This window comes from Robertmurraya mangrovi, from assembly GCF_034427655.1.
GTDB classification, from domain to species: domain Bacteria; phylum Bacillota; class Bacilli; order Bacillales; family Cytobacillaceae; genus Robertmurraya_A; species Robertmurraya_A mangrovi.
On record NZ_JAXOFX010000031.1, the window covers coordinates 1 to 24,114 of the forward strand.

Here is a 24,114-nt window from a genome sequence, read left to right on the forward strand (position 1 = left end):
TAGCTCTGATTTGGTTTGTTTTATCAATAAACATTCTTACCAAATTAACCTACGAATTTACGAGTAAGGAGCTAGTTTCGTTCATGATAACTCGCCGTTCCGTCTGTGGGGTCTCGACCTTTCCTCTATTTCCTGCTGGAGTCAAGTGCCTTCCGCTACAAACCACTCTCTGATTCAATTATTGTAAAAGCAACTTCCTTATTTAAAAAGCCTATTATTTATTAGTTTTATAATAGCTATTCGATTTTGACCACTTAACCTTGTAAGGTCGTTTTAAAGAATTCCTTAACGAATGGGCACTGGACTGCATATAATGCATAAACACATTGTTTCGGTCGATTGAAAGGACGGGTGTATATGTTTCCTTGGAATTTATTCCCTTTTAATAATCAAATGAAGAATATGACGGAACAAATTAATCCTAATAATATAGAAGGTTATATTCAAGATATGATGTCCAAAATGTTCCCACAACACATGGAGGGAATGAACCAACAAACTCCTCCGAATCCATTTTTCAACCAAAATTCGAATACATCTAGTTCTAATAAGAAGAGTCCATTAGATTCTTCTGTTTTTGAAACTCATGAATATGTATATGCTATGGTGCCTATAAAAAATGAAGAATGGTTAAGAAAATTAAAGTTATTTTATACCTCAAATCAATTGATTATTGAACATATTCCAGATGATAGAGATAAACAAATTATTACTTTACCAGCAATCGTGAAAAGAAAAGGAGCAACAGCTCAGTACAAAGATGGTTTGCTTGAGGTAAGAATACCTAAAAATATTGATATGCAGTTTTCTGAAATTGATGTGACTGAAGTTTTATAACTTGGCTGTTTTCGTAATGATTGTTTTTGTAAAAATCCAAAGGCCGATTTTTACCCTTAATAGTTAAAAAGTACTTCAAATTTAGATGGTAAGGCTTTTTCTAAAACTGAAAAGCTTTTAAGACTATTATAGCATGTATATTTTATAGGTAAATTTACCTATACGAGAAGCAACGAAGTTTTAGAAAGAGCCTATAACTTATCTTTACCTAAATTAAGTCTTTTACTAGGGCTGTATTCTCTCTGAATTATAACTTCTTGAGAAAAATGGGGGATACTTAGTGGATTTTAATCAATTTAATAAGTGGATTGAATTAACGAAGCAGCAGCAACAGGAACAATTTTGGAGCCAGTTTTCCAGTTTTAATTCAAGTTCTGATTTTAATCAACAATCTTTTTTTACAAAACAAGAGGTTTTTCCTCGATGTGATTTTTATGAAGATAAAGAAGGAATGACATTAGAGATAGAGGTCCCTGGATTAAAAAAAGAGCATATACAAATCACATTACAGGATCAAACCCTTATCATTAAAGGCGAAGCAAAAACGTTAAAACCACAAGTTCATTATTTCTTAAAAGAACGGGCAAATCTTAGGTTTGAAAAGAAAATTACTATACCCATTCCATTTGATCCAAACACAATACATTATTATTTTGAAAGTGGATTAATGGTTATTTCTATCCCGAAGAAAACAGGTGGCGAGGCCAAAATTCATATAGATGAATCATCTTAATACAAGGGCGGTCTTATCCGCCCTTATTCATGTATTTCCTATTTACCAATGAACATTTGTGTCCAATAGTTACCGCTGGCTACATGTCCAACACCAATATGAGTAAAATTAGCATTAAGAATGTTTTTACGATGACCTTCACTATTCATCCATGCTTTTACTACTTCTTCCGGTGTACGTTGACCCATTGCAATATTTTCACCCGCTGTACGGTAAGTAATTCCGAACTTCTTCATCATATCAAATGGTGAACCATAGGTTGGGCTTGTGTGTGAGAAATAATTATTACGCTGCATGTCTGAAGACTTTTCTCGTGCCACTTTACTTAAAGCCGCATCGATTTTCAAACCAACAAGACCATACTTTGCTCTTTCTTGATTCGTTAGTTCAACCACCTTTTGTTCATATGCACTTAATTGATAGCTAGTGGCCCCAGTTGTAGTAGTTGTTGTGGTTGATGTTTCTTGACTTGCAGCTGGCTGTTGTGTTGGAGCCGGCTGTGTTTCGTTAGTCACTTGAGTTGCAGGGTTTTGTGTTGTAACTCGAGAAAAGTATTTTTGTAGTAGACTATTTAACTGATTATAATCCAGGTTACTAGTTTGATAATAGTAAACTTTTGTACTAGTAGTATCTGTTGAAGCTTCAGCTTGGTTTACTCCTGGGTTCGTTAATAAAAGAGCAGCAGCTGCAGCGACTGAAAAAATAACCTTCTTTTTCATTTTGTTTCCTCCTTGTGATGACTCAAATCTTTCGAAGTCATCATACCACGAGGATTTTTGTAATAATTGAGGATTATATTTCCATGTTAGATATTAAGGTTTTTTATTAATCTACTATGATTTATTTTTTCTATTAAATATTCAGAAAAAATCATAGTTTTATAATGAATGTTCACCTTATTAATTAAGCAGCCTCTTTGGATAAAAAAGGTTTGACTACCAAAAACATATTAAAAATAACAGGTTGACAGGTTTTCAAAACCCTTCATTTTATTACGCATATTACTTATTAGTAACAATTATTATTAAACTAGTTTGCACTCAGACTCTGTATTAGTTTTAAAAAAATAAAGCGGTAATCCGCTTTATTTAGTAAGTGCACTTCTTAATGTCCACTATGGTCATTTTCTTCCTTATCTTTTTCTTTTGAAGAGTTTGAGCTGTCCTCAGGCTCACTAGGTTCACCAATGATAAATTCTTTTTTCGGCATATTGTGCATGCTTCTAGCGGTAACATGAGCGTAAATATAATAAGTCCCTTCTCGATCAAAGCTTTTTTCTAGTCGGTAAATCCCATTTTCTGCATGTTTCACTTCTATCTTTTCATGTTTCTCGTCATGGGCACGCCAGATTTCAAAATTAACTTCATCTGCATCTGTTACCTCTTCGCTACCATACGTTACTTTTGCCTCAAACGTGATAGGTTTATTTAGTTCTGCTTTATTAGGATTAATGGTTAAATCAACTTCTAAAAATTGAGGTTCTTCCTCGACTTCCTGGTTGGAGCAAGCTCCTAATACAAAAACCATAAGTATCGCAAAGATATAGATGACTGCTTTCTTCATTTTAACTTCTCCTTAAAATTTATATATTGTAGGAGGCTCCCTAAATTTCCATTATTGGAAAATACAATTGAACTTCTGTACCCTTACCTAGTTCACTATGAATTATTATCTTTCCATCATGGAGAGACATAATCTTTTTAGTAATGGCTAGTCCTAAACCTGAACCTCCATCTTGTCTTGTCCGAGCTTTATTGACTCGGTAAAATCTCTCTGTGATATTTTTCAAATCTTCTTTCGGAATTCCTACACCTGTGTCCGTAATAGATACTACGCATTTCTCCTGATCTTTATATAGCCTAATAGTAACAGTACCTTTATCGGTATAATTAATGGCATTATCCATTATATTTTGAAGTACTTGTTCAATTCTTCCTTCATCACCGTTAATAATGATGTCAGGATCTAAATCATAGTTTATAGTAATGTTTTTAGCTTTTAAAACGGGAGTATACTTCACAGTGGCATCCTCAATGAGTTGTGCCAACGGGATTGGATTTTTAATTAATTGATATTCCTCTGTATCTAGCTTTGTTAAATCTAATAAATCCCCTACTAAACGAGTCATTCTTCCAGATTCACGATGAATTAACTGAAGATACTTAACTCGGTCCTCCTCTTTCTCTACTATACCTGTTATCAGTGCCTCACTATAGCCTTTTACATAACTAATCGGTGTCCTTAGTTCATGAGAAACATTTGCAATGAACTCTTTTTTTCTCTCATCTTCCTTTTGTATAGATTCAGACATATGGTTAAAGGCATTTGCTAGTTGGCCCACTTCATCATTTGTATATATAGGTACTCTTTGAGAATAATCACCATTAGCTACACGATTTGCTGCCAGTTTAATTTCTTTTAATGGTTTTGTTAATTTATTTACTAGAATTGTTCCTAAATAAATGGAGATAATTCCAAAAAGTATAGCAGCAATGAACCACATATAGGCAAAGTCTTCTGTTAGTTCGGAAATGTTTGCTAAAGGTATATAAAGATAGATAATTCCCTCTAACCCATTATGATCTAGAAGGGGAACAATGACAGCCATAATATTACGATCAAATCTTTCTTCATAACCCATTTTCTTAATAGGAACACCATTAAGTAACTGCTCTCTTTCCTCTGGCCCAATCAAAGTTTGGTAGTCTATGTCAAAGGGAAGGCAAGCACTTAACTCTCTCGGATTACTAACAACAAATACCTCTGATTCATTTTTTGTATTATACCATTCAATTTTTTCTCTTAAATCATTTGTTAATGGGCCACTATCATACTCAGCTGCCAGTAGCTTACCTTCATCTAATAGTGACTTTTCGACATTATCGACATAGAGCTTTTCATAAAAAAAGTTAGAGAGTAAATAAGAAAAAGCAATTGTAATTAATATAATTGCAGTAATAGTTAACCATAGTTTTTTAGCCAGCGTTAAAGAAAGCCACTTCATGAACCTGGCACCTCAAATTTATAACCAATCCCCCAAACGGTTTGAAGATAATCTTCCGTACCTAATTTCATTCTTAATGTCTTAATATGGGTATCGACCGTTCTTAAACTACCTTGGTAGTCTACTCCCCAAACATAATCCAGTAACTGTTCTCTACTTAGAGCTTGTGTTTGGTGGTCGACAAAGCATAGCAGTAACTCATATTCTTTCAAAGTTAAGGAGATAGACTTCCCCTCTACACTTACTGATCTAGATTGTCTATCTATTGTTATTTTTCCGATTTTAACTATATCATTTTCATTCTTTAAACTGCCTGATCTTCTCAAGACTGCTTGAATTCTGGCAATTACTTCTCCAGGACTGAAGGGCTTAACAATATAATCATCTCCGCCTAATTGAAGGGCCTTTACTTTATCCCATTCTTCTCCCTTAGCTGAAAGGAAGATAATCGGCACGTCGTACTTTTCCCTTAAGTTTTTACAGACAGTAAAACCATCTTCACCTGGCATCATAATATCTAAAAGTACTAAATCTACATGGTTATTAGCCATGGAAAAGTAGGCTTCCCCACTATCAGCCGCCTGATAACAAATAAAACCAGAGTTTTCTAAATACATTTGTATTAAATGACGCATATCCTCCTCATCATCTACAATTAATATCTTAAACTTACTCATCCTTATTGTCCCTCCCTTAAGATTATTTGAAATGGACCTTTTCCAACTGAAATGGCGGTTTTTATTTCTAAGGTATAAGAATCTACTATATGGATATCGTTACTATCATAACCAGCAACTAAAAGCTGCTCATTTGTAGCTTTTAACTCAAAGGGGTTCGCGCCCACTTTTATTGAATTTTGTTCTATTCCATCCTTATCCAATTGATATAATGTACTCGACCCATGACTTAAAACAAAAATATAATCATGCATTTGTGTAAAATTGATCGGCATCATAGGTGCGGAAATCGTTCTTAACAATTTTCCATTAAGTGAATCATAAACATGAATTTGGGTCTCTGTTTCTTCCCCTACCCCATGGCCACCAACCCACATTTCATTCATTCCCTTCCTCAATAAAGCACCAGCAGCGGAAGAATGAATGTTAAATTCTTTTAGCTTTTCTTTCTTTTCTACGTCTATAATAGTAGTTTTCTCATCATTAAAACTAATCACGTATAGTTCATTGCTATCTTTTTTTTCAATTAATGTTAATGGATTTTGTGCTGTTTTTACTTTTCCTGTTTCTTTCCCTTCTAAAGTAAAAAATCTAATTGCATGTTGATGTTGATCCGCAAAAACGATTTCATTATTTTTTTTCAAATACTTAGCATTAACAATCCCTTTCCCCGTTTCCCAACTTGCTATTGCTTTCCCTTCTTTTAAGGAATATAAATCTACAGTTTCAACCTGTTTTCCATACAACAATAAAGAATCCCCATCAGGAAACAAAATGCCGCCTGAATATGGATTTTTAAGCTTCCATGTATTAACATTCATTTCTGTATGTAAGTCAATAAAGCTAAGCGTCATGTCTTTAATGTTAACGGTTATGGCCATTGACTCTATTTCCTTGATTCGTGGGAAATCCTTATTCTCACAAGAAGTTAAGACTAGCATAATTAGAAAGCAGCAAGGAATAAGAAAGTATCTTTTCACCATTATTTCTCCTTACTTAATCATGTTTTTATCAGTATATATCACTACTGTGAAGTTACTGTGAAATTATTTTGAATTAATTGGTTCTGTATATCAGTTATAAAAGGTGGACGTAATAAAACTCGGCTTATTTTTGCCGAGTTTTTTAAGATTCCTTCTTTATTTCTTCTAGAATTTCAATATGAAGATTAATGAGACTATGTTTATCTTCTAGTAATATAGACGAGTCATTTATTCTTTTTACAGCAAAATAGAATTTTTCATACAGCGGACGACGTATTCTCGGATGGGAGTTTTCGTCCTTTAACTCTCTTTTAATAGCCTCTCTTAATGTCCCCTCACTATTGTCTGTTTCAAGTGAGCGATTATTCCATAGAGCTCGATATTGATTTAATAAATGTTGGAAATCATACATATCAAAACATCCCTTCAATAAAACCTTATAACGTATTGTTACATAATTAAGGAACAAGATGCAAAAAATAACTAAAAAGTACGAAAGGAGCTTTAAACATGACTGCACCATACCGTTGTCCTAACTGCCGAACGAATAGAAGTAGATTTAATATTATTAAACAAGAACCACAATCGGTCAAAATGGATCCACAAACCGGACAAATTGTTGAGGAATATACAACTGGAATGTTATCCCCTTTTCATATGCCTTATAAAGGACCAGAATATCGAGTCCAATGTGCAGCCTGCGGACTGGTTGAGGACGAAAGAACCTTCGTTAAATTCGGTGAGCAACAATAAATATTTAAGGCTGTTTTCGTAATGATTGTTTATCTATGTTAGAAGCAACAAGGTTTTAGAAAAGAGCCATATTAAAAGCTTGAGATACGATTCTCAAGCTTTTAGTAATATTCATATACGTAAGCTTTTATAAGATACTTAATTTGAAGAACAAAAGCGCTGGAGCTGGACGGGGACACTCAATGTTAAAGAGTTATCCACAATGCGAAGTATTTTATACTTTCCTAAACGATCAAAAATAATCGCCTCATTCACTAAGACGATTATCTTCTAAAAACGTTATGGTATCTACCTTCCAGGAACCAAGTGGTGTAAACCTTACAAGATAGATATTTCCTTTAAAAGCTCTTTTTCCTTCATTTTTAATGTACCAATCGACTTCAATTGGAATAGCTAAGCTTAACTCCTCTACTAAATCCTCTACAGGTAATACGGGCATTCTTGTTAAAGAAACATTCTCCACCTTTGAAAAAGGCTTTTTCCATTCTGTCTGTTGCAGAGATAATAGGGAAACAATTTTAGGATCTTGTTCCTTAAACCCGGCAATATAGGCACTAGTCACTTCATATGGGTCTGAACTTTGTAAGTATGATGCTAATTTACCAGCAGACTTTAAGACCATTAGTTTATGGGATAAATCCATATGATTTTTCCTATGAGTTTTACTTCCATAAAAATGAATGCAAAAATGTCCGGGAAAGTTATTTTTTAAAGCACCCCCACCATGGGGCATTCCATGCATAGATGCAGCAATCCGTTTTTTCTCATATTTTACGATGATTGCTCTACGTTTCCAGCTCCATTTCCCATTATAGATTTCCTTCATTATTTTTGTATCAGCTGTAGTAAGAGGTTGAACATCCGCGTGTTGACTTCCAGCCCGCCTTTGAACGTTAAACTCTTTACCCGTCTCTAAATCCTTAACGATAAATTTTGTGTATTTTGGAATGACTAAATTTGCCTCTGACCAAGGAAGCATCTCAATTTTCGGTTCTTTATGTACATGTTTTGATGCCCCAACTATATTAATCGAAGCAAATAAAGTTAATAATAAACAAATAAAGATTTTTTTCATTTATGTCACTCTACTTTATCATTTAATCACTTAGCCTCTAACTCGTTTATTGTTGTAATTTCGTTAACTGCTTATTTACTTTTAAAGTTTACCCGAGGCTGACCAGAACATTCGTAAAAAGTGACTAAAAATGTATATGGTTAAATTAACCTAAACATAAGAGTAATCAATCCCTTTGCAGCATAAACGATGATAAATGACATCCCCATGCCAGCGGTTAGGCCTGTAATGATTCGTAGGAAATTAGTACTTATTCTTAGACCTTTTAATTGAGTGTAACCATCAATAATCATTGGAATGGTAAGTAGTATCCCCATCATTATTCCACTTATAATCGAATTTACCGGGGGCAACACTAAAAAAACAGGGGTAAATAAATAACCAATTAGGATGAACATGCAACGGTAACAAACAGGGAATTGCCAACCATTAATGGTTAAGGACCTTTCTCTTTTACGATGACAAGGCATAAATTTTAGTGTGATGATTTCTTTTAACATTTGACTCATACATAACACCTAATTTGTGCAATCTGGAGTGCAGTCACAATCTGTCCAGCCCGACTTAGAACTTCCTTTACTAGAGCAATCTGGAGTTGTACTAGGACAATCAAAGTAAAAATTATCACAACAACTATCTGACTTTCTTTTCTTTTTCCGTTCACGATTCCAATAGGACACTAGCACTAGTAACAGTAAAAGAGCACCTGAACCTAAAAGAACACTACTTATAATAAACTCTTGTGTTTCAACCGCACTCCCCAGTCCAATTCCTCCGGCAATGAGGAGAATAAGACTTATTGCGAGGCCAATGAAAATCATCTATCTCCACCCACTCTCCTGTATTTAATAAATAATTATTTATCTATATTATTTTATACTAGGATTCCTTTAACAATATCCCCTTATATAAAAAAGGTCTACGTAGCGAGACCTTTTACTTTTCTAACTTCTGTAGTTGTCTTTCAATTTCTTCCCAGCTTATATTTTCTCCTATGAATACCATATTCAAAGGAAGATTCATTTCCTCTTTCATATATAAAGGCATCCCGTAAGAAAATTGAAATAGATAAGGATACTTAAAATGTTCAAACTTAACATACCCTTTTATTCGATAGATTGAATCAGGTAAGGTTCTTAAAAAGTCTTCAAACTCTGCTTGGTCAATTGGTTTTTGGAATTGATAGACAAATGTACTTAAATTCAAATCAACCTGAACATGTGAACGTACTTTATCACTCTTTTTACGAGAACTAAGGTTTCTAACTTGATTCATTGACACTTTTGAGAAAGAAGTTAAAATAGTCATAGCATGTGGATTAATAGATTGAATCTCCATCGTCAATTTCGCTTGTTCACTTTCTGAAAGCATATCCGCTTTGTTTAACAATAGCATATCAGCATGTCGGACTTGTTCTAGTAGTAATTGCTGAATTTGGGGACTTAATTCCCTTCTATGTAACCATCTGCTTCCATCAACTACTGAAATAATTCCCCTTACCTCTAATTGGTTAGCAAAAAGGGGAGAAAGAACAGCGTCTAATACTTCTACCGGATGAGCTGCCCCTGTTGTTTCAATATAAATGACCTCTGGTTTTTCAACCATTAATAAACCTTGTAGTTGTGCTTCTAATTTATCTGAAATGGTACAACAAATACAACCATCAAGCAGCTCTTTTAATGGAATACCTTCACTTACCTCATTAGAATCAATAGATATCTTTCCTAGTTCGTTCATCATTACAGCAACTTTACGGTTTTGCTTTTTTTCATCTTCAAGTAATCTTTTTAATAAAGTTGTTTTTCCGCTCCCTAAAAACCCTGATAATAAATATACTTCTACCTTACTCAATAGACTTCTCCCCTGACTTGATCTCTAATAATTCTCTTCTAATATTTCTCTCACAATATGATCCAGTTTCAATTCTATATCACTACTATTACTAGTAGTGATATACCCGACCATTTGGAACCACTCGTTTTTGCACTTCCAAATCGGTATATACGCATTAGGATGATATTCTTCTCCGCACTCAATTGCTACCTCGATATATGATTCATAGTCCTCTTCAAAAACATCATTTTCTGTAGCAGCTTTTCCTTTCATTCCACGAACTAATTCTACAATGATCTTTTGGGCATTTTCTGAAAAATCTTTTGAATGTTTGCGTTCCATTTGATTGGCTATATGTTCACATGTTTTTTCTAGTTCCATAATGGTCACTTTGAGCTGTTCATTGAACTCAACCACTTGCTTCAAATTATCACCTCTTATAAATCCAGCTCGTTACTCTCATTCTCTAATGACACATTTTAGCTGATTTTCTTCGTAGATACAAATTTTATGGAATTCCTTAATCTCCATTTTTAAGATTTAAGTTAACGTTTCTCGGACGGTAGGGAATAGAATTACAATGGTTAACTTTCCATTATTTGATTGTGCATATATTTTTCCATTGTGAAGTTCAACAATCTCTTTAGAAATTGCAAGGCCTAAACCTGAGCCTTTACCTTTAGATCGGCTTTCATCCTTCTTATAAAAGCGATCAAAGATATATTCACACTCCTCTTCTGTTAATGGTTCACCATCATTTTCAAGTTGGATCTTGACTTGATCTTCAAACAAAGACAACTTTACATACAATTCCCCAGGTGTGTTTCCATGTTCCATCGAATTACGAAATAAATTTTCAAACAGTCTAACCAATCTTTGAGCATCGCCAAATATAAAAATAGGGTGATGTTCTATTTCTTTTCTAATCATCATTTGATTTGATTTAAATATGGGCTCGTACTCATCTAATAATTGTTCCATAAGCTGATTTAACATAATTTCTTCTATCTGAATGGGTAAATCCCGGTTTGACAGTTTAGTGAATTCAAATAAATCATCTAATAGAATTGAAAGCTGTTCAGCCTTCTTATGAGCGATTTTTACATATTCACTTTGCTCTGTAAGTGACAAATCTTTTTTATGTTGAAGAAGGCTTAAATAACCGATGACAGAAGTTAACGGTGTTCTTATATCGTGGGATACATTTGTAATAAGCTCTGTCTTAAATGTTTGTAATCTTTTTTCTTCTTCTTGGCTCTTTTTAAGTTGATCCATCATTTCATTCATCTGGTTAGCTAGTTGAGAGATTTCGTCCTTTCCTTTTACCTTTGCTCTGTAATGAAGATTCCCTTCCTTTACCTCCTGAAACCCTCTGGATAAACGTTCTAATTGTAAAATTTTAATCTGCGTTAAAAGGTAAAATGACGTATAGAACACAATAAAGCCGATAATTGAGAGATATGGATTTGGGTTAATTCGGGCTACAAAAATATTCGTTCCTACTCCTGCTAAAATACTGATGATAAAAACAATCAGCAGCTTCACACGTAAACTGCTTCGAATGCTCATAACAATGTATTTAACAAGAAAAATAAACTTTCTTTAAATCAATTTTATACCCTACTCCCCACACTGTTTTAATCCATTTTGGCTCTCGACTATTATTTTCAATTTTTTCACGAAGTTTCCTAATATGAACCATCACTGTATTATCCGCAGCAATAGAGGGCTCTTCCCATATGGTTTCATAAATTTGGCTAATGCTAAAGACCTTCCCTGGTTGCTTGGCTAAAAGCAACAAAATTTGAAACTCACGAGGAGTTAACTTGATTTCCAGGGTGCCTTTAAAAACTTGATGGGAATCAACCTTTATGGTTAACTCTTCAATTTTAATCGTATTTGGAATTTCGATCTCTGTTTCATATTGCAAGTACCTTCGAAGTTGCGACTTCACTCTTGCCACCAACTCAAGGGGATGAAATGGTTTTGTTACATAGTCATCTGCTCCTGCTGTTAACCCCAAGATTTTATCCACTTGTTCCCCCTTAGCAGATAAAAAGATTATGGGCACTTTTGATACTTGACGAATCTCTACACAAGTTTCGATTCCATTCTTATCAGGCATCATAATATCCAGGATGACTAAAGATATATCATTAATCCTCAGCAATGCTATTGCAGTCATTCCATCTTCAGCTTCCAGTACATTAAAACCCTCATTTTTTAAATAAATGGCAATCAGCTGCCTAATTTCCTTTTCATCATCAACCACTAAAATATTTATATTCTTCATTAATGCCATCCTTTTTGAGGTTACTCATCTTATATTACCATTTTCAACACTTGAAGGATAAAATCATCCAACCTTCGTCTCACTACAAAATAGTTTTTTAAAAACTTTACAAACTATGAGTTTTATAAAGAATCATTACATACTATAATTTAATTAATATTTCTTGGATCATTTTCTAGGAGAAAACGATCTTGAAAGGATAATAAATATGTTTTATGAACATTTAAATCCTCATTCATTAAGAAATTTTCTGAAACAACCCTCACATGAAACACTTAAAGGATTATTATTAGATCATACGGGTGAGACAGACTTTTTAGATTTTAAGACAAAATGGATTGATTTTACTAAGATGGCTAAGCATATATTAGCCATTGCAAACTCTGGAGGTGGTTGCGTCATTGTTGGAGTGGGTCAGAATGATGATGGAACCATTGATTTAACCGGCCTATCAGATCATGAAGTTATTGATAAAGCAGATATTGATAATAAGCTAGAACATCTCTTGCCAAAATACCTTAAATACCGAGTCGAGGATTTTCATTTTTACCGAGAAATGAACTCTTCACTCGCCGGAAAACTCTTTCAAGTATTAATTATAGAATATGACCCAAAATATGTACCTTACACTTCTGTTGTCAATAGAAACGAATTAAGATACGGGGCCATTTATGCCCGGCAAGGGACAAAATCAATTGAGGCAACCAATGAGAAATTAGTTGAAATTATTTTAAGAAAAGTACAGTCGGGAGGATCGGATGTAAATGATTATACTCTTAAAGATCATCTCGAACAGCTACGCGATTTATACGAAGAATATGAAAAACATAAGAATGATGAATATGGTAAGTATTTAAAAGAACTAATTTCAAGAAAAAAAAGAAGGATTGAACACAATTTAGATTTATTTACGGAAGATTTATAAAGACAATTAATAACCACGAAAAAACTCTCCAAAATGAAGTGTTGGAGAGTTTTTAATGTTGCTATATTTATTTCATTTGTTCTTTTAAAACCTCAAGTGCCTTGTCGACTTGAGTATCGTTTGATTGAATTTTTTCTCTAAGCTTATTCATTAATGTAACCGTTGACTGTCCTGTTAAGACTCCTGTTGCTTTAAGCTTCTCAGCCTTTTGAAACTTCTTAACAGCGGCTTCCGTTTTCTCATCGAAGAAACCATCTGTTCTACCTGGTTTATAACCGATTGCCTCTAACATTTGTTGAGCTGTTTTAACACTTGTCGATGCAGTTGATAACTTTAACTTATCTTCTGGATTAATAATTGGCAAGTCCGCATAACTAGGTAAAGAAACTTTGAAGTCTGGATCAATTCCTTTTTCGTGAATCCAGTTCCCTTTAGGTGTTAACCATTTCTCTGTTGTAAATTTGATATTCGAACCATCAGTAAAGTCTTTAGCTCGTTGAACAGTCCCTTTACCGTAAGATTTTTCCCCAACTAGAGGAACATCTGCTGATTCACTAACAGCAGCAGCCAGAATTTCCGAAGCACTGGCACTACCTTTATCAATTAAAACCACTAATGGGAAGTTCACATTGTTATCATTTTCTGACTTTGTTTCTTCAGTATTTCCTTCACGGTCTTCAATTTGGAACAGAATCTCGCCCTTAGGGACAAAAAGGCTAGAGATATTGACTGCCTGATTTAATAATCCACCGGGATTCTGTCTTAAGTCGAGAATTAACCCTTCCATTCCCTGTTTTTGCAAATCATTTAAGATTGTCACTAGCTCTTTTGAAGTAGTTTCGGCAAAAGATGTGATTTGTACTTTAGCTACTTTGTCATCTACCATTTCTCCATAAACAGTTTCAATTGGAATGGTATCACGAACAATGGTGACATTTAAAGGTTCGTCCATCCCAGGGCGTTGAATCACTAATTTTACTTCAGTCCCTTTTTCTCCACGAATAAGCATTACTGCTTCCGTTGTGCTCATTCCCCTCAAGCTCTTGTCATCTACAGAAATAACTTTATCATTCGGCTTTAAACCTGCTTTTTCTGCAGGGGAACCTTTTAAAGGAGATACAATTGTTATATATCCTTCTTGTTCCGTAATTTCTGCTCCAATCCCTTCAAAGGAAGAAGAAATACTTTCGCGAAACTTTTGCGCTTCCTCTTCATTCATATAGTCGGAGTACGGATCCTCTAAAGCTTCGATCATTCCGTTTATGGCTCCGTTAACAAGCTTGTCCTGGTCAAGTTCTTTGTAATAACCTTCTTTTAAGGTATCAAAAGCTGAATATAGTTTATCAAATTCTTTTCTTTCAGTAGCAACCGTGACAACTTTCTCATCACCAAACGCTAAAGCAAATGTTGTAATCCCAGCAGCTAAGAAAACAACAAAGAATAACAACATGACAAAATGAAACCTTTTCATTTGGATAAAACCGGAATTATTTTCTGTTGATTCTTCGTTTAACTTATCATTTTCCAAACCCTTCACCACTTTCGTTTCCAATCAAACTTTTAACATCCTTAATGATTAGAATAACATTTTTACAATTAATTTAACAAAGAAAATAAAAAGGAAGGGTCACTTATTCATCCCCCAAATGGTATAGCTCAGAGCATTTATGACCAACGCTCTACATAGTTATTCATAGAATATTTTATAAACTAATTCATACTGTTAATATACGAGTAAATAGAAGTTACCCAAAATATAAGACAAGGGGGAGATTATTATATTGAATTTACAAAACTTTTTACTGCTCTGTTGTTTTATTATTTCACTAGTTACCCTTGTAGCTGGAATATTGAATCGTTCTTGGAAGTTTACGTTAACCAGTGTGACATTCGCAATACCTTTCACATGGTTTTTCTTACGAGTTGACAACCCTTTAGCTGTCCTAACAATTTTTCCAGTATTCCCACTATTATTTTTTGTTTATATGGTTCATAAAAGGCGCTTTCGTCAAAAAACTTCAAGTAAATTTCAATAAAATGCTTTATTAGATTTTTTCTACAATATTAAGATACTCTTCTAACGTCCATTTATTTTTGTAGATAACCTTTGCAGCTTCGACTCCTACGTAACGAAAATGCCAAGGTTCATACTGATATCCTGTTATCGTTTCTTTTCCTTTAGGATAGCGGAGAATGTATCCGTACTTATGAGCATGTTTAGCTAACCATTTTCCTTCTACAGTCTTTCCGAATTCTTCGGTTAAAATTAAATTAGCACTATGACTAGATATATCTATGGCTAATCCACTTTGATGTTCACTACTCCCGGGAATTGCAACAACTTGCACCGCTTTCTTTTTTCCCACCTTATTGACCTCTGCGTCAAATAACACAGCTTGTCTATCATAAGAACGATAGCCGGAAACAGCTACTAAATGAATATCTTGTTGTGCTGCCTTATTAAACATTTTCTCTAGAGCATCTGATGCTTCTTGTCGTAAATAACTTTTTTCGAGTTTTTCATCACCAAATGAAAACGAAACATCAGGACGGACTAAATCTAAAGGAGAATAGGAACTTGGTAAGTTATATTGTTTGTTAACTAAAGCTAACACATTTGTTGGATTTTGAATGATATTTTTCCCGTTAACTTCTTTAACTTGATTAAAAAATTCTGATGCCAATACTAGTTCATTTTGTTGAATATTTTCAGCGGCTTGATCATTTGTGCTTTCATTAATAGAGTTGTCCTTGGATTCCACTTTTTCCTCAGCATTAAGTGGAACTCCCTGGTTTTCCTCAGAACTAAAGAAAGGAATACTCTCCTTAACCATATTTAACTGACTACATCCTGAGAGCAGCACCATTAACCCGCTTATAGCTAATAATTGTTTATTCATTTTTCCCACCTGTCTAAAGCATGATTTGAAGCAATATTCTTATTGTATCATCATCATTGGTTAACGGCACTCATTTTCTTTAGGCTCCACTTCTGTTCCGGCTTCAGCCACAAACTAGCCAGCTCCAATCACCCCTGAAAAGTCACCATTTTTGCTTTTTAACAGAGCTTTCTTTAGTAACAAAAACAGCTCCCCCAATATTGGGAGAACTGTATTACGATATCGGTTATTCTTTAATGGCTGCCTCTAAAGCAACAACAACCATATCATTGAATGTAGTTTGTCTTTCTTCGGAAGAAGTCTCTTCACCCGTTAAGATGTGATCACTTACAGTCAATACGGATAAAGCTTTCCGATTAAACTTAGCTGCAAGAGTATATAACGCTGCTGTTTCCATTTCAATCGCCAGAATCTGATATTTTGCCCACTTTTCATGTTCTGCATTGTCATTATAGAAGTGGTCAGCAGTAAATACGTTACCTACTTTTAAGTTTAGACCTTTTTCTAATCCAACATCATACGCTCTTTTCAGTAAATCAAAGTTCGCAGTTGGAGCATAATCTACTCCACCAAAAGTGATTCTGTTCATTTGAGAATCTGTAGAAGCGCTCATTGCCAGAATAACATCACGTACTTTAACATCCTTTTGAATGGCACCACAAGTACCTACACGAATTAAGTTTTGTACATTATAGCTTTGCATCAATTCATTAATATAAATGGATATTGATGGAACCCCCATCCCTGTTCCTTGAACAGAAATACGCTTTCCTTTATATGTACCCGTGTAACCAAACATATTTCTTACTTCATTATAGCAAGTAACATCCTCTAAAAATGTCTCAGCAATATACTTTGCTCTTAAGGGATCTCCTGGAAGAAGAACTGTTTCTGCTATTTCATTTTCTTTTGCACCAATATGTATACTCATTGTATGTCCTCCGATCTATCATTGAGCTTATTTGGTAAACTTTTGTTTGATGAAAAACCTTACTAACAAAAGTTTTTATATCAAACAAACTATAACATATTACAACATGACTGAAAAACGTTCTGTAAGCATTCTTTTTATATTTAGGGGAAAGCTATCACTAGCTTTTCCAAAGGGATGATCAATCATGCCTTTGGGAAAGGAATATGAGGCAGTTTTTTCAACATTTATTATGAATATAGGAGGATTGCCAACATGGGTAAAAAACATCGTAACAGAATCAACCAGCCTAAAAAGAATAATCATATACCGGCTGAAGATATTGTTGCAGAACATGAAGCTCACGCAAAAGAGAACACAGCTGCTAAACGAAAGAATACACACTAGTAGGTATAAGTAATAAATAAAGCTATCTATTTTAATGGTCTTATTCCCCCGTACTGCATAAAATGTAAAAAAAGTTACGGGGGAATGTAAATTGAGGGTTTTAGGATTCATTACTAAGAGACCCATTATCCTTTCTCTTGTTCTTGGACTAATCGTTTCCTCACTATCTTATTTTTTCCAACCCCTCTTTCCTTATCATTCTATAGCCCATCGTGGTGCATCTGCCTACGCACCAGAAAACACGATGGCTTCATTTCAGAAAGCAGTAGCACTAGGATTTGATTTTATTGAGCTTGATATTAGGATGAGTAAAGACCAAGAATTAATTGTAATACACGATGCAGACGTTAAAAGAACCACTAATGGTGAGGGTTTTGTGAGAGATTTAACTGTAGATGAGTTAAAGCAATTAGATGCTGGTTCATGGTTTCATCCGAATTATTCAAGTGAAAAGATTCCATTGCTATCTGAGGTTTTAGACACTTTTGGTGGAAAGATCAATTTGCTAATTGAAATGAAGTTTCCAGAAAACGAAACCAATATGACCGAAAAACTCGCCCATACATTGTATGAATATTTTGAGCAAGGCTTAGACCCAAGTACGGTGAAAGTACAATCTTTTCACATTTTTGAGATAAAAAAATTCCATCAACTATGCCCCGAAGTTTCTGCCGGAATCTTACTAAGTAAACCTTTAGATATGTTTCATTTAGCCTCCTACCGCAGTTTTGCCTCTTTCCTAGCCGTACACTATCGCTTACTATCTAAATCCTTAGTCAATCAAGCATTGTTTTTTGATTATGAGATTTATACATGGACAATCCAAGATCAACCTTTATTTACTGTCATGCAAAAATTAGGAGTACATGGAATTATATCGAATCAGGAAAAGAAAAAAACGAGTAAATTTACTGTTGACTAGCCACGTTCACTTTATCCACAAAGAGAGAAATTCTCAAACAACTATAAAGGCTGATTCTCAGGTAGAATCAGCCTTTATATTAGGAGTAACGGTCAATAACGGTTTTCAATTGTTGCTTCATACTTGGGATGTCGGATGTTCTTACCGTTAGCTTAACGTTTGTTTCGTCCATTTCTAATGCTTCTGCTAAGAAACCACCTAGGCCACGAGCTTTACGATCCACTTGCATGTAAATATCCATTTCGTCCTTAGAAGCAGGGAAGAAAACGATTTCTAGTTCATCTAATCTTCCTCTATAACTTCCTGACGATGGGACAAATTCAAATTCCTGCACAAAAGGAAGTCTTCTTCTTAAGCGGTATGGAGCTTCCTCACAGTCAGCCTCTCTAAGACGGAACCCTAAATCGCTAACAGCATTTAGAACAGAAGTCATTAGTTGATTAGGAACAACCTTTAAGTAGTCCTTATCGGTTGGGTCCACCGCGTTTTTAATATCTAAACCTGTTGCAACCCAAATTTTTGTTCTGCCATATGAAAGTGGTGTATCACTTGGTAACTGAAATGAAAAAGGAATTGATTTTGTTTCATTTGGCTCAATCGTAAAAGACTCAGTTAATCTAAATTTATCCACTAAGCCTGTAACCGTATACTTTTTATCATCAGATTCTTTCACATAGGTTGTATGAAGAGATAAGTATATTTCATCTACTTTTTGTTCAATATTTCCACCCTTTATTTCTACAACGCCTCGAACTTCTTCACCTGGTGATACCATTTCATTTTCTAGCTTTGTATCTACTTTCGCAGAACCAATTCCAACACTTGCAAACACTTTATTGAAGAATGACATAACTTTTTCCCCCTAATTTATTAAATATAGATTGTATGTTTATTTTATAACATTTTCAGGTAACTCGTTGTAAATAAAAATAAAATTATTGATGAACGAAGTATTCTAATTAAACGTATATTGTTAGGAGCTAGACAACAACTTTTTAACTAATTACTAAACAAAGTCTGAAACTTTTACCCTTCCTTTTTACCTCCTTTAAAGCTGTTTTCCTATATACGTTTGTTTCAATAAGAAAGTTTCAAAACAGGAGGGTCGACATGAAATTTTCTTTCCTTTCTTCCTTATCTGAACTCCTACAATCTTTTAATTCTAGTAGTACGGATAAGGTAGAAGAAAAATTACTCTCTAAAAAAGAGATAGAGGGGTTAAATCAATCCTTAAAAGTAGTAAAAGGTCAACATTCCCCCTTAGTAATTACGTCAGAATTTGAGAGAAAAATTATTGAAGATATAAAAAGAGAGATCAAAATAAATAACAAAAACAATGTTACTAGAACGTCTGCTTATTTTAAATATTTTGTTAATAATAAAGAATTACACTGGGCCTTTTTAGCACATATGGTATCTCGAAACGGCGGATATTATATGACTGACATAAAAAGTTTTTTTCTAGATGACTTAATTCCCTTAAAGGATCGAGATAAATACTTTCTATTTTTAGAACAATGTAATTCCTATATTTTTCAAGATGCCTTTCCACAATTATTACTCTATGAATACTCCAAAAAATATAGCCGGAGTTTATTTCATTTATTAAAAGCTTTTCATGTTTCTTCATTTATGTACCCATTTTGGGAACTGTTTTTAAGTGAAAAGAATTCACAAGTAATTACCATTGCTATGATTATTAACGAACAAAAAATGATAGAAAGGCGTATTATTGAAGGGATATACCACTCCAAAACCATACTAGATGAACTCCCTTTTCTTTTACAAGAAGAATTAGGCTTCACCACTGTATTATTCCCTTATAAGTGGACCAAGAAGAAAACCACTTATCGTCTATGTGGGCAAGTCATAAAGGGATTTGCAAAAGTCGAGGAGAGAATACAAACTGGGAAACGACTGTACCGAATACTATTTTCTGAAGGAGCCAACAAAACTTCATACCAATTTGCGGAACAAACGAAGCATTCAGGGTCTAGAGCAGATTATTGGGATTGGCTTTTTTCGGACACTACTGGTAAAGATTCTAAACTCTATAGCCCTCGTTTAGAAGAGGCTTGGCCTAATATGCCAACCCAACTTAAGCAAAAGAGTGATTGGTATGATAAAGAGAAATCAGAGATAACGGAATTCTTTTATTCACTTCCAATAATGACTGATATCGATTTGACTCACTCGGTACTTAAACAATATTCTATTCTAGCTTCATTAGATCACCTAGTAAAAAAATTATTTTAATAAGAAGTTTAATAATCAATTTAAACTATTCGTAACATCAAAAATGACGAGCAGCTACTCGTCATTTTTAAAGTATTACTCATCATCAACTTCTTCATCTATAATGCACTTCTCAAGAAGATAATCAAATGTTATATCTGCGAGCTCTTCAACTTCTCCCTCAGAAGGTACGTAACCTCTCTTTAACAACTCCTGAAAGAAAAACTCTGCTATCTCATCCGTATCGATAAAAACTTCAATTTCTCTCACAGCGTCGCCCCCTTTGTACAAAATGTATGATGGAAACATCCTTTTCATGCTTCATTTCGGTAAAAGGCTTTTTTAAATAAAGATTATCAGTCTTTATCCTAAAAAAATCAAAATTTAGGAATCTATTATTTAGGACAAGCATAGATTTGAAAATAGGAAGTGAAATAATGGAGGGATTCAATATGACGGTATTTGCCAGAGCTTTAGATGTAATAACAAAAGATGTTAATGAAGAAAATAGCATGATTATATCTATTTTTGAAAAGATTACTACATATATGTTTCGTGCGGCAATCGTTCTAGGAATTCCACTTGTTTCGTATATGATTTATCAAATGTTCACAAGTTTTTAAACATGACTTTTTCCGCCATCTTTGTTTACTAGTAACCTCAATTTTTGAAGGATTACGTTTTTAATTTTCAAATATTCTTCATCTTGAAACATATCGTATAAAACACGATAATCATTATAGATATCTAATAACTCATCGATTAAAAGGCTTACATCTTTTGGTTCTTCTATTTTTTTATTTTTTTCAGTTTTACGATGTAAGCTCTTAGGCTCTTGCAACTCGAGTGGCTTTTGTTTTTTGTTTACTAAGTATAATAGCCCAAGTTTCTGTATAAAAAGTTCGGCACTATCTGCATCGGCTACGAGAGTTAATTCATCTTCCCCCGCTTCTAACCATTCCCCGTCATTTATTCTAGCTAACTCATAAATGACTTCTTCCCATGCATCTTCTTTGTATCTCCAAATCTCTGTTCTGAAACCAACAATTTTGAAGAGATCTGCTCCATATCCTTTTACTTGAACTAAATCTCCGATAATAAATCTATATTCAATATCAATCTGTTCCTTTTCCATGATTTCACCTTCGTACTCAGACAACATTTTGATACTGGATTCCATATATAGTCCGTCACTTTTATTGATTTCGTAGACATACATACCATCTAACCATTTTACATCTGTTATTTTACCCACTGTTCCATATACTGTGATCACGACTGTATCACCGATTTTGTACTTAGGTTTTTTTCGTTTTCCCATATCCTCCATCTCCTCAATGATTAGTCGTGAATGATTGATTACGATAGTATATGCGGAAAAGAAAAATTCGCAACAGCGGAAGTACTAATTGATTTATATTTGGTTTTGGTTAATAAGTGTTTATGTATACTTGCCCGTTCCTTTCCGCTCCTTTCCGCTCCTTTCCGCTCCTTTCCGCTCCACTCAGTAATCCAAATATTGTATTAGTAAAAACCTTTACAAAAAGAGCTATAAAAAAGACTGTAGACATACTCGAAGTTTTGTATGTCTACAATCTGCTACACCCTTCCGAGTTGCATTAGTCTTTTTCTGTTATTATGTAATGATCCCAAGCCTCGTCAAACACGGCCATATTATTTAAATAATGTCCATTCATTTCTAGGTAAGAACTTATTTCGTCATAGTCTATACTGCCTTTAGGGAAGCTATGGTCTTCATAAGCATGATTAGCGAAATGACTAATGGGATCTTTAGGCATCGGATGTCTGTATTTCATTAAAAAGTGATAAAAGGATTTTGCCAAAAGAGTTCACGCCTTCCATATATTTAGCGGATGTTACCTTTAAACATCAGCTTTTAGCTTTTAGCTTTTGTATTTTGTATTTTGTATTTTGTTCTACTATAACGGATTAATTTTATTTTAGTCTAGTATCAAACTTGGCTATATAGATTTTTCACCTAGCTTTTGCAAAAACACAAAAAGCAATCCCACTTAGGATTGCCTTTTAACTTATTGCCATCTAGCGTCTTTAGCCATTTCGCAAATCGCCAGGATAATATTGAACATTAGTATTGCAACAGTCACTGGAACTGCATGTAGCCAATTTTTTCCGTATTTCTCCTTTATCACACCAACATAATAACCACAGAAAAACATCACAATAATTGCGGCCATAAGCATAATCAATAAAGCTAGTTTCATTTCTTCTCCCCCTATTATAAGATAGGGATTTTATTTTCCCTACCCTTACCCTAACTAGATTATAGAACTTAGTTAAAAGGAAATTGTGAAATAGTGGTGAAGAATCTGTGAAATTTTTCTAATATAGTTATTGGACAATAAGCCTTACTATTGGTTAATGGTAATTTCTGTGTGAGCATTTTTTGCAACAACACTTGCAGTAGCTCCAATTGGAATGGTTGCTATGGGACTAACATGACCAAAGTTTACATTAGCAATAACTGGAATACCTTGAAGTTCACGTTTTGAAGTAATGATTTTTATAAGTGCTTCTTTTGTAGCATGTGAATCTTTTTGAAAACGGCCGATTAAGATTGCTTTTATACTACCTGCATCAGGTAAGTGCAATAGAGACTGAAGATCCCTTTCAAATGTAAGTGCATGGGATTCCTCATCATCTTCTATAAACAATACAGAATCTTTAAGTGACGGCATAAACTCCGTACCTTGTAATAAATTTAGAGTACTTAAATTCCCTCCAATTAGTTTGCCTTCGCCCATTCCCTCTTGAATGACCAAGTATGGATCTTGTAAATGAAATTCTCGTTTTTCTTGATCTAAATACCATGGGTCATCACTCCAATGGGAAGAAACCTCAATCTCATACGGTGCATCGTTCGTTACTGCTTGTAAAAAGGAATCCATCGTATATTCGATACCATGTTTCATTCCAAGGGTGGAGAAGTGTGGACCCGAATATGTTATTAATCCTGTCTTCTTGTATATGGCTAATTGAAGAGCGGTTATATCACTATATCCGATAAATATTTTAGGATTATTTTTTATTAATTCATAATCAATATATTTTAAAAGCTGGTTTGCATTGTATCCACCGATGGCTGTAAAAATGGCTTTAACATTTGGATCAATAAAAGCTTCATGTATATCTTCTATTCGGTCTTCTATCGAAGTACTAAAGAATTCATCGTGATTATGTACATTTTTCCCATATGTTACTTTAAATCCAAGTTGGTTTAGTCGATTCTCGGCTATCTCTAATTGGGCTTCTTTTATAATAGCCATACTTCTTGATGGAGCGATTACCCTTACTTCATCTCCTGGCTGTAATCGTTGTGGAAACATAACAAGTACCTCGTTTCTTTGAAAATTAAATCTATTGTATCAGTATGGAAAAAAAAGCCTGTTTTCTAAAATATTCTAGTATTAGCATATATATTTTGCCCGTTCCTTTCCGCTCCAGGCACTTGCTTTCCGCGGGGAGGAAGTCGAGCCTCCTGATATGAACGAAACTGTCAAGGCCCCCACTCAACATTGGTATATAGGTTGTTTTTAGGCATCTTTAATAAGAGAAGCTATATTCGGCTTCTTTACTAAGTTAAGCTA

30 protein-coding genes are annotated in these 24,114 nt (G+C 34.2%); 8 read left to right on the plus strand and 22 right to left on the minus strand.

The window, feature by feature from the left end:
- Window positions 1-357 precede the first annotated feature (357 nt).
- Window positions 358-837, plus strand: a complete 480-nt coding sequence (locus SM124_RS23560; protein WP_322448911.1) for an Hsp20/alpha crystallin family protein — start codon at window positions 358-360, stop codon at window positions 835-837.
- Window positions 838-1,117: 280 nt separating this feature from the next.
- Window positions 1,118-1,570 (plus strand): Hsp20/alpha crystallin family protein, encoded by a 453-nt coding sequence (locus tag SM124_RS23565; protein WP_322448912.1) that lies wholly within the window; start codon window positions 1,118-1,120, stop codon window positions 1,568-1,570.
- A 38-nt stretch (window positions 1,571-1,608) separates the two neighbouring features.
- Here the strand turns inward: SM124_RS23565 and SM124_RS23570 are convergent, their stop codons facing one another.
- From SM124_RS23570 to yoyC, 6 genes are all read right to left on the minus strand, one after another.
- Window positions 1,609-2,289 carry a CAP domain-containing protein gene (locus SM124_RS23570; RefSeq protein ID WP_322448913.1) on the minus strand — a complete coding sequence of 227 codons (681 nt, stop codon included), beginning with the start codon at window positions 2,287-2,289 and terminating at the stop codon, window positions 1,609-1,611.
- 385 nt (window positions 2,290-2,674) lie between these two features.
- A complete protein-coding gene (locus SM124_RS23575; protein ID WP_322448914.1) occupies window positions 2,675-3,133 on the minus strand; it encodes a FixH family protein in 459 nt (152 codons plus the stop codon).
- A 40-nt stretch (window positions 3,134-3,173) separates the two neighbouring features.
- The gene (locus SM124_RS23580) at window positions 3,174-4,574 is read right to left on the minus strand and encodes a sensor histidine kinase (RefSeq protein WP_322448915.1); all 1,401 of its coding nucleotides are present in this window, start codon (window positions 4,572-4,574) and stop codon (window positions 3,174-3,176) included.
- Window positions 4,571-5,251, minus strand: a complete 681-nt coding sequence (locus SM124_RS23585) for a response regulator transcription factor (RefSeq protein ID WP_322448916.1) — start codon at window positions 5,249-5,251, stop codon at window positions 4,571-4,573. Before SM124_RS23585 ends, SM124_RS23580 begins: the two co-directional genes overlap by 4 nt.
- A gap of 2 nt (window positions 5,252-5,253) precedes the next feature.
- Window positions 5,254-6,234, minus strand: coding sequence for a YncE family protein (locus SM124_RS23590; protein WP_322448917.1), 981 nt, complete (start codon window positions 6,232-6,234; stop codon window positions 5,254-5,256).
- Between the two features lie 142 nt (window positions 6,235-6,376).
- Complete coding sequence (gene yoyC, locus SM124_RS23595) at window positions 6,377-6,646, minus strand: protein YoyC (protein ID WP_322448918.1); 270 nt, start codon at window positions 6,644-6,646, stop codon at window positions 6,377-6,379.
- A gap of 98 nt (window positions 6,647-6,744) precedes the next feature.
- Here yoyC and SM124_RS23600 point away from each other — a divergent pair, with 98 nt between their 5' ends.
- Entirely contained in the window at window positions 6,745-6,987 is a 243-nt protein-coding gene (locus SM124_RS23600; protein WP_322448919.1) for a DNA alkylation repair protein, read from the plus strand.
- A gap of 247 nt (window positions 6,988-7,234) precedes the next feature.
- On the opposite strand, the gene SM124_RS23605 is transcribed toward SM124_RS23600, so the two are convergent.
- The 7 genes from SM124_RS23605 to SM124_RS23635 all read right to left on the minus strand — a co-directional run bounded on the left by SM124_RS23605 (window position 7,235) and on the right by SM124_RS23635 (window position 12,188).
- On the minus strand, window positions 7,235-8,062 hold the full coding sequence (locus tag SM124_RS23605; protein ID WP_322448920.1) for a hypothetical protein: 828 nt from the start codon (window positions 8,060-8,062) through the stop codon (window positions 7,235-7,237).
- Window positions 8,063-8,202: 140 nt separating this feature from the next.
- Window positions 8,203-8,571: a DUF2085 domain-containing protein gene (locus SM124_RS23610; protein WP_322448921.1), complete on the minus strand. Its 369-nt coding sequence runs from the start codon at window positions 8,569-8,571 to the stop codon at window positions 8,203-8,205.
- Window positions 8,572-8,580: 9 nt separating this feature from the next.
- Window positions 8,581-8,883 carry a hypothetical protein gene (locus SM124_RS23615; RefSeq protein ID WP_322448922.1) on the minus strand — a complete coding sequence of 101 codons (303 nt, stop codon included), beginning with the start codon at window positions 8,881-8,883 and terminating at the stop codon, window positions 8,581-8,583.
- Between the two features lie 115 nt (window positions 8,884-8,998).
- On the minus strand, window positions 8,999-9,913 hold the full coding sequence (locus SM124_RS23620) for a CobW family GTP-binding protein (protein WP_322448923.1): 915 nt from the start codon (window positions 9,911-9,913) through the stop codon (window positions 8,999-9,001).
- A 24-nt stretch (window positions 9,914-9,937) separates the two neighbouring features.
- The gene (locus SM124_RS23625) at window positions 9,938-10,321 is read right to left on the minus strand and encodes a hypothetical protein (RefSeq protein WP_322448924.1); all 384 of its coding nucleotides are present in this window, start codon (window positions 10,319-10,321) and stop codon (window positions 9,938-9,940) included.
- Between the two features lie 114 nt (window positions 10,322-10,435).
- Entirely contained in the window at window positions 10,436-11,440 is a 1,005-nt protein-coding gene (locus SM124_RS23630) for a sensor histidine kinase (RefSeq protein ID WP_322448925.1), read from the minus strand.
- Between the two features lie 34 nt (window positions 11,441-11,474).
- Window positions 11,475-12,188 (minus strand): response regulator, encoded by a 714-nt coding sequence (locus SM124_RS23635; RefSeq protein WP_322448926.1) that lies wholly within the window; start codon window positions 12,186-12,188, stop codon window positions 11,475-11,477.
- Between the two features lie 208 nt (window positions 12,189-12,396).
- On the opposite strand from SM124_RS23635, the gene SM124_RS23640 reads away from it, so the two are divergent.
- On the plus strand, window positions 12,397-13,113 hold the full coding sequence (locus tag SM124_RS23640) for an RNA-binding domain-containing protein (RefSeq protein WP_322448927.1): 717 nt from the start codon (window positions 12,397-12,399) through the stop codon (window positions 13,111-13,113).
- A gap of 67 nt (window positions 13,114-13,180) precedes the next feature.
- Here the strand turns inward: SM124_RS23640 and SM124_RS23645 are convergent, their stop codons facing one another.
- The 3 genes from SM124_RS23645 to deoD all read right to left on the minus strand — a co-directional run bounded on the left by SM124_RS23645 (window position 13,181) and on the right by deoD (window position 16,944).
- A complete protein-coding gene (locus SM124_RS23645) occupies window positions 13,181-14,641 on the minus strand; it encodes a lmo1851 family serine protease (protein ID WP_322448928.1) in 1,461 nt (486 codons plus the stop codon).
- 517 nt (window positions 14,642-15,158) lie between these two features.
- On the minus strand, window positions 15,159-16,013 hold the full coding sequence (locus SM124_RS23650; RefSeq protein WP_322448929.1) for a M15 family metallopeptidase: 855 nt from the start codon (window positions 16,011-16,013) through the stop codon (window positions 15,159-15,161).
- 226 nt (window positions 16,014-16,239) lie between these two features.
- Window positions 16,240-16,944: a purine-nucleoside phosphorylase gene (gene deoD, locus SM124_RS23655; protein WP_322448930.1), complete on the minus strand. Its 705-nt coding sequence runs from the start codon at window positions 16,942-16,944 to the stop codon at window positions 16,240-16,242.
- 255 nt (window positions 16,945-17,199) lie between these two features.
- Between deoD and yoyE the strand changes: the two genes are divergently transcribed.
- Together yoyE and SM124_RS23665 are read left to right on the plus strand one after the other, a co-directional pair.
- Entirely contained in the window at window positions 17,200-17,331 is a 132-nt protein-coding gene (gene yoyE / locus SM124_RS23660) for a protein YoyE (protein ID WP_322448931.1), read from the plus strand.
- Window positions 17,332-17,422: 91 nt separating this feature from the next.
- Window positions 17,423-18,253 carry a glycerophosphodiester phosphodiesterase gene (locus tag SM124_RS23665; protein WP_322448932.1) on the plus strand — a complete coding sequence of 277 codons (831 nt, stop codon included), beginning with the start codon at window positions 17,423-17,425 and terminating at the stop codon, window positions 18,251-18,253.
- A 79-nt stretch (window positions 18,254-18,332) separates the two neighbouring features.
- On the opposite strand, the gene SM124_RS23670 is transcribed toward SM124_RS23665, so the two are convergent.
- A complete protein-coding gene (locus SM124_RS23670) occupies window positions 18,333-19,103 on the minus strand; it encodes a sporulation protein (RefSeq protein WP_322448933.1) in 771 nt (256 codons plus the stop codon).
- 260 nt (window positions 19,104-19,363) lie between these two features.
- Here SM124_RS23670 and SM124_RS23675 point away from each other — a divergent pair, with 260 nt between their 5' ends.
- Window positions 19,364-20,509, plus strand: coding sequence for a DUF2515 family protein (locus SM124_RS23675; RefSeq protein ID WP_322448934.1), 1,146 nt, complete (start codon window positions 19,364-19,366; stop codon window positions 20,507-20,509).
- Window positions 20,510-20,584: 75 nt separating this feature from the next.
- Here the strand turns inward: SM124_RS23675 and SM124_RS23680 are convergent, their stop codons facing one another.
- The gene (locus SM124_RS23680; RefSeq protein ID WP_322448935.1) at window positions 20,585-20,758 is read right to left on the minus strand and encodes a YozD family protein; all 174 of its coding nucleotides are present in this window, start codon (window positions 20,756-20,758) and stop codon (window positions 20,585-20,587) included.
- A gap of 182 nt (window positions 20,759-20,940) precedes the next feature.
- Between SM124_RS23680 and SM124_RS23685 the strand changes: the two genes are divergently transcribed.
- Window positions 20,941-21,111, plus strand: coding sequence for a hypothetical protein (locus SM124_RS23685; RefSeq protein ID WP_322448936.1), 171 nt, complete (start codon window positions 20,941-20,943; stop codon window positions 21,109-21,111).
- Here SM124_RS23685 and yodN read toward each other — a convergent pair.
- The 4 genes from yodN to SM124_RS23705 form a co-directional block, all read right to left on the minus strand.
- Entirely contained in the window at window positions 21,108-21,809 is a 702-nt protein-coding gene (gene yodN / locus SM124_RS23690; RefSeq protein ID WP_322448937.1) for a germination protein YodN, read from the minus strand. The genes SM124_RS23685 and yodN overlap by 4 nt on opposite strands.
- A 298-nt stretch (window positions 21,810-22,107) precedes the next feature.
- Window positions 22,108-22,332, minus strand: coding sequence for a YozE family protein (locus SM124_RS23695; RefSeq protein WP_322448938.1), 225 nt, complete (start codon window positions 22,330-22,332; stop codon window positions 22,108-22,110).
- A gap of 207 nt (window positions 22,333-22,539) precedes the next feature.
- Window positions 22,540-22,731, minus strand: a complete 192-nt coding sequence (locus tag SM124_RS23700) for a hypothetical protein (RefSeq protein WP_322448939.1) — start codon at window positions 22,729-22,731, stop codon at window positions 22,540-22,542.
- Between the two features lie 147 nt (window positions 22,732-22,878).
- A complete protein-coding gene (locus SM124_RS23705) occupies window positions 22,879-23,853 on the minus strand; it encodes a S66 family peptidase (protein ID WP_322448940.1) in 975 nt (324 codons plus the stop codon).
- Between the last annotated feature and the right edge of the window lie 261 nt (window positions 23,854-24,114).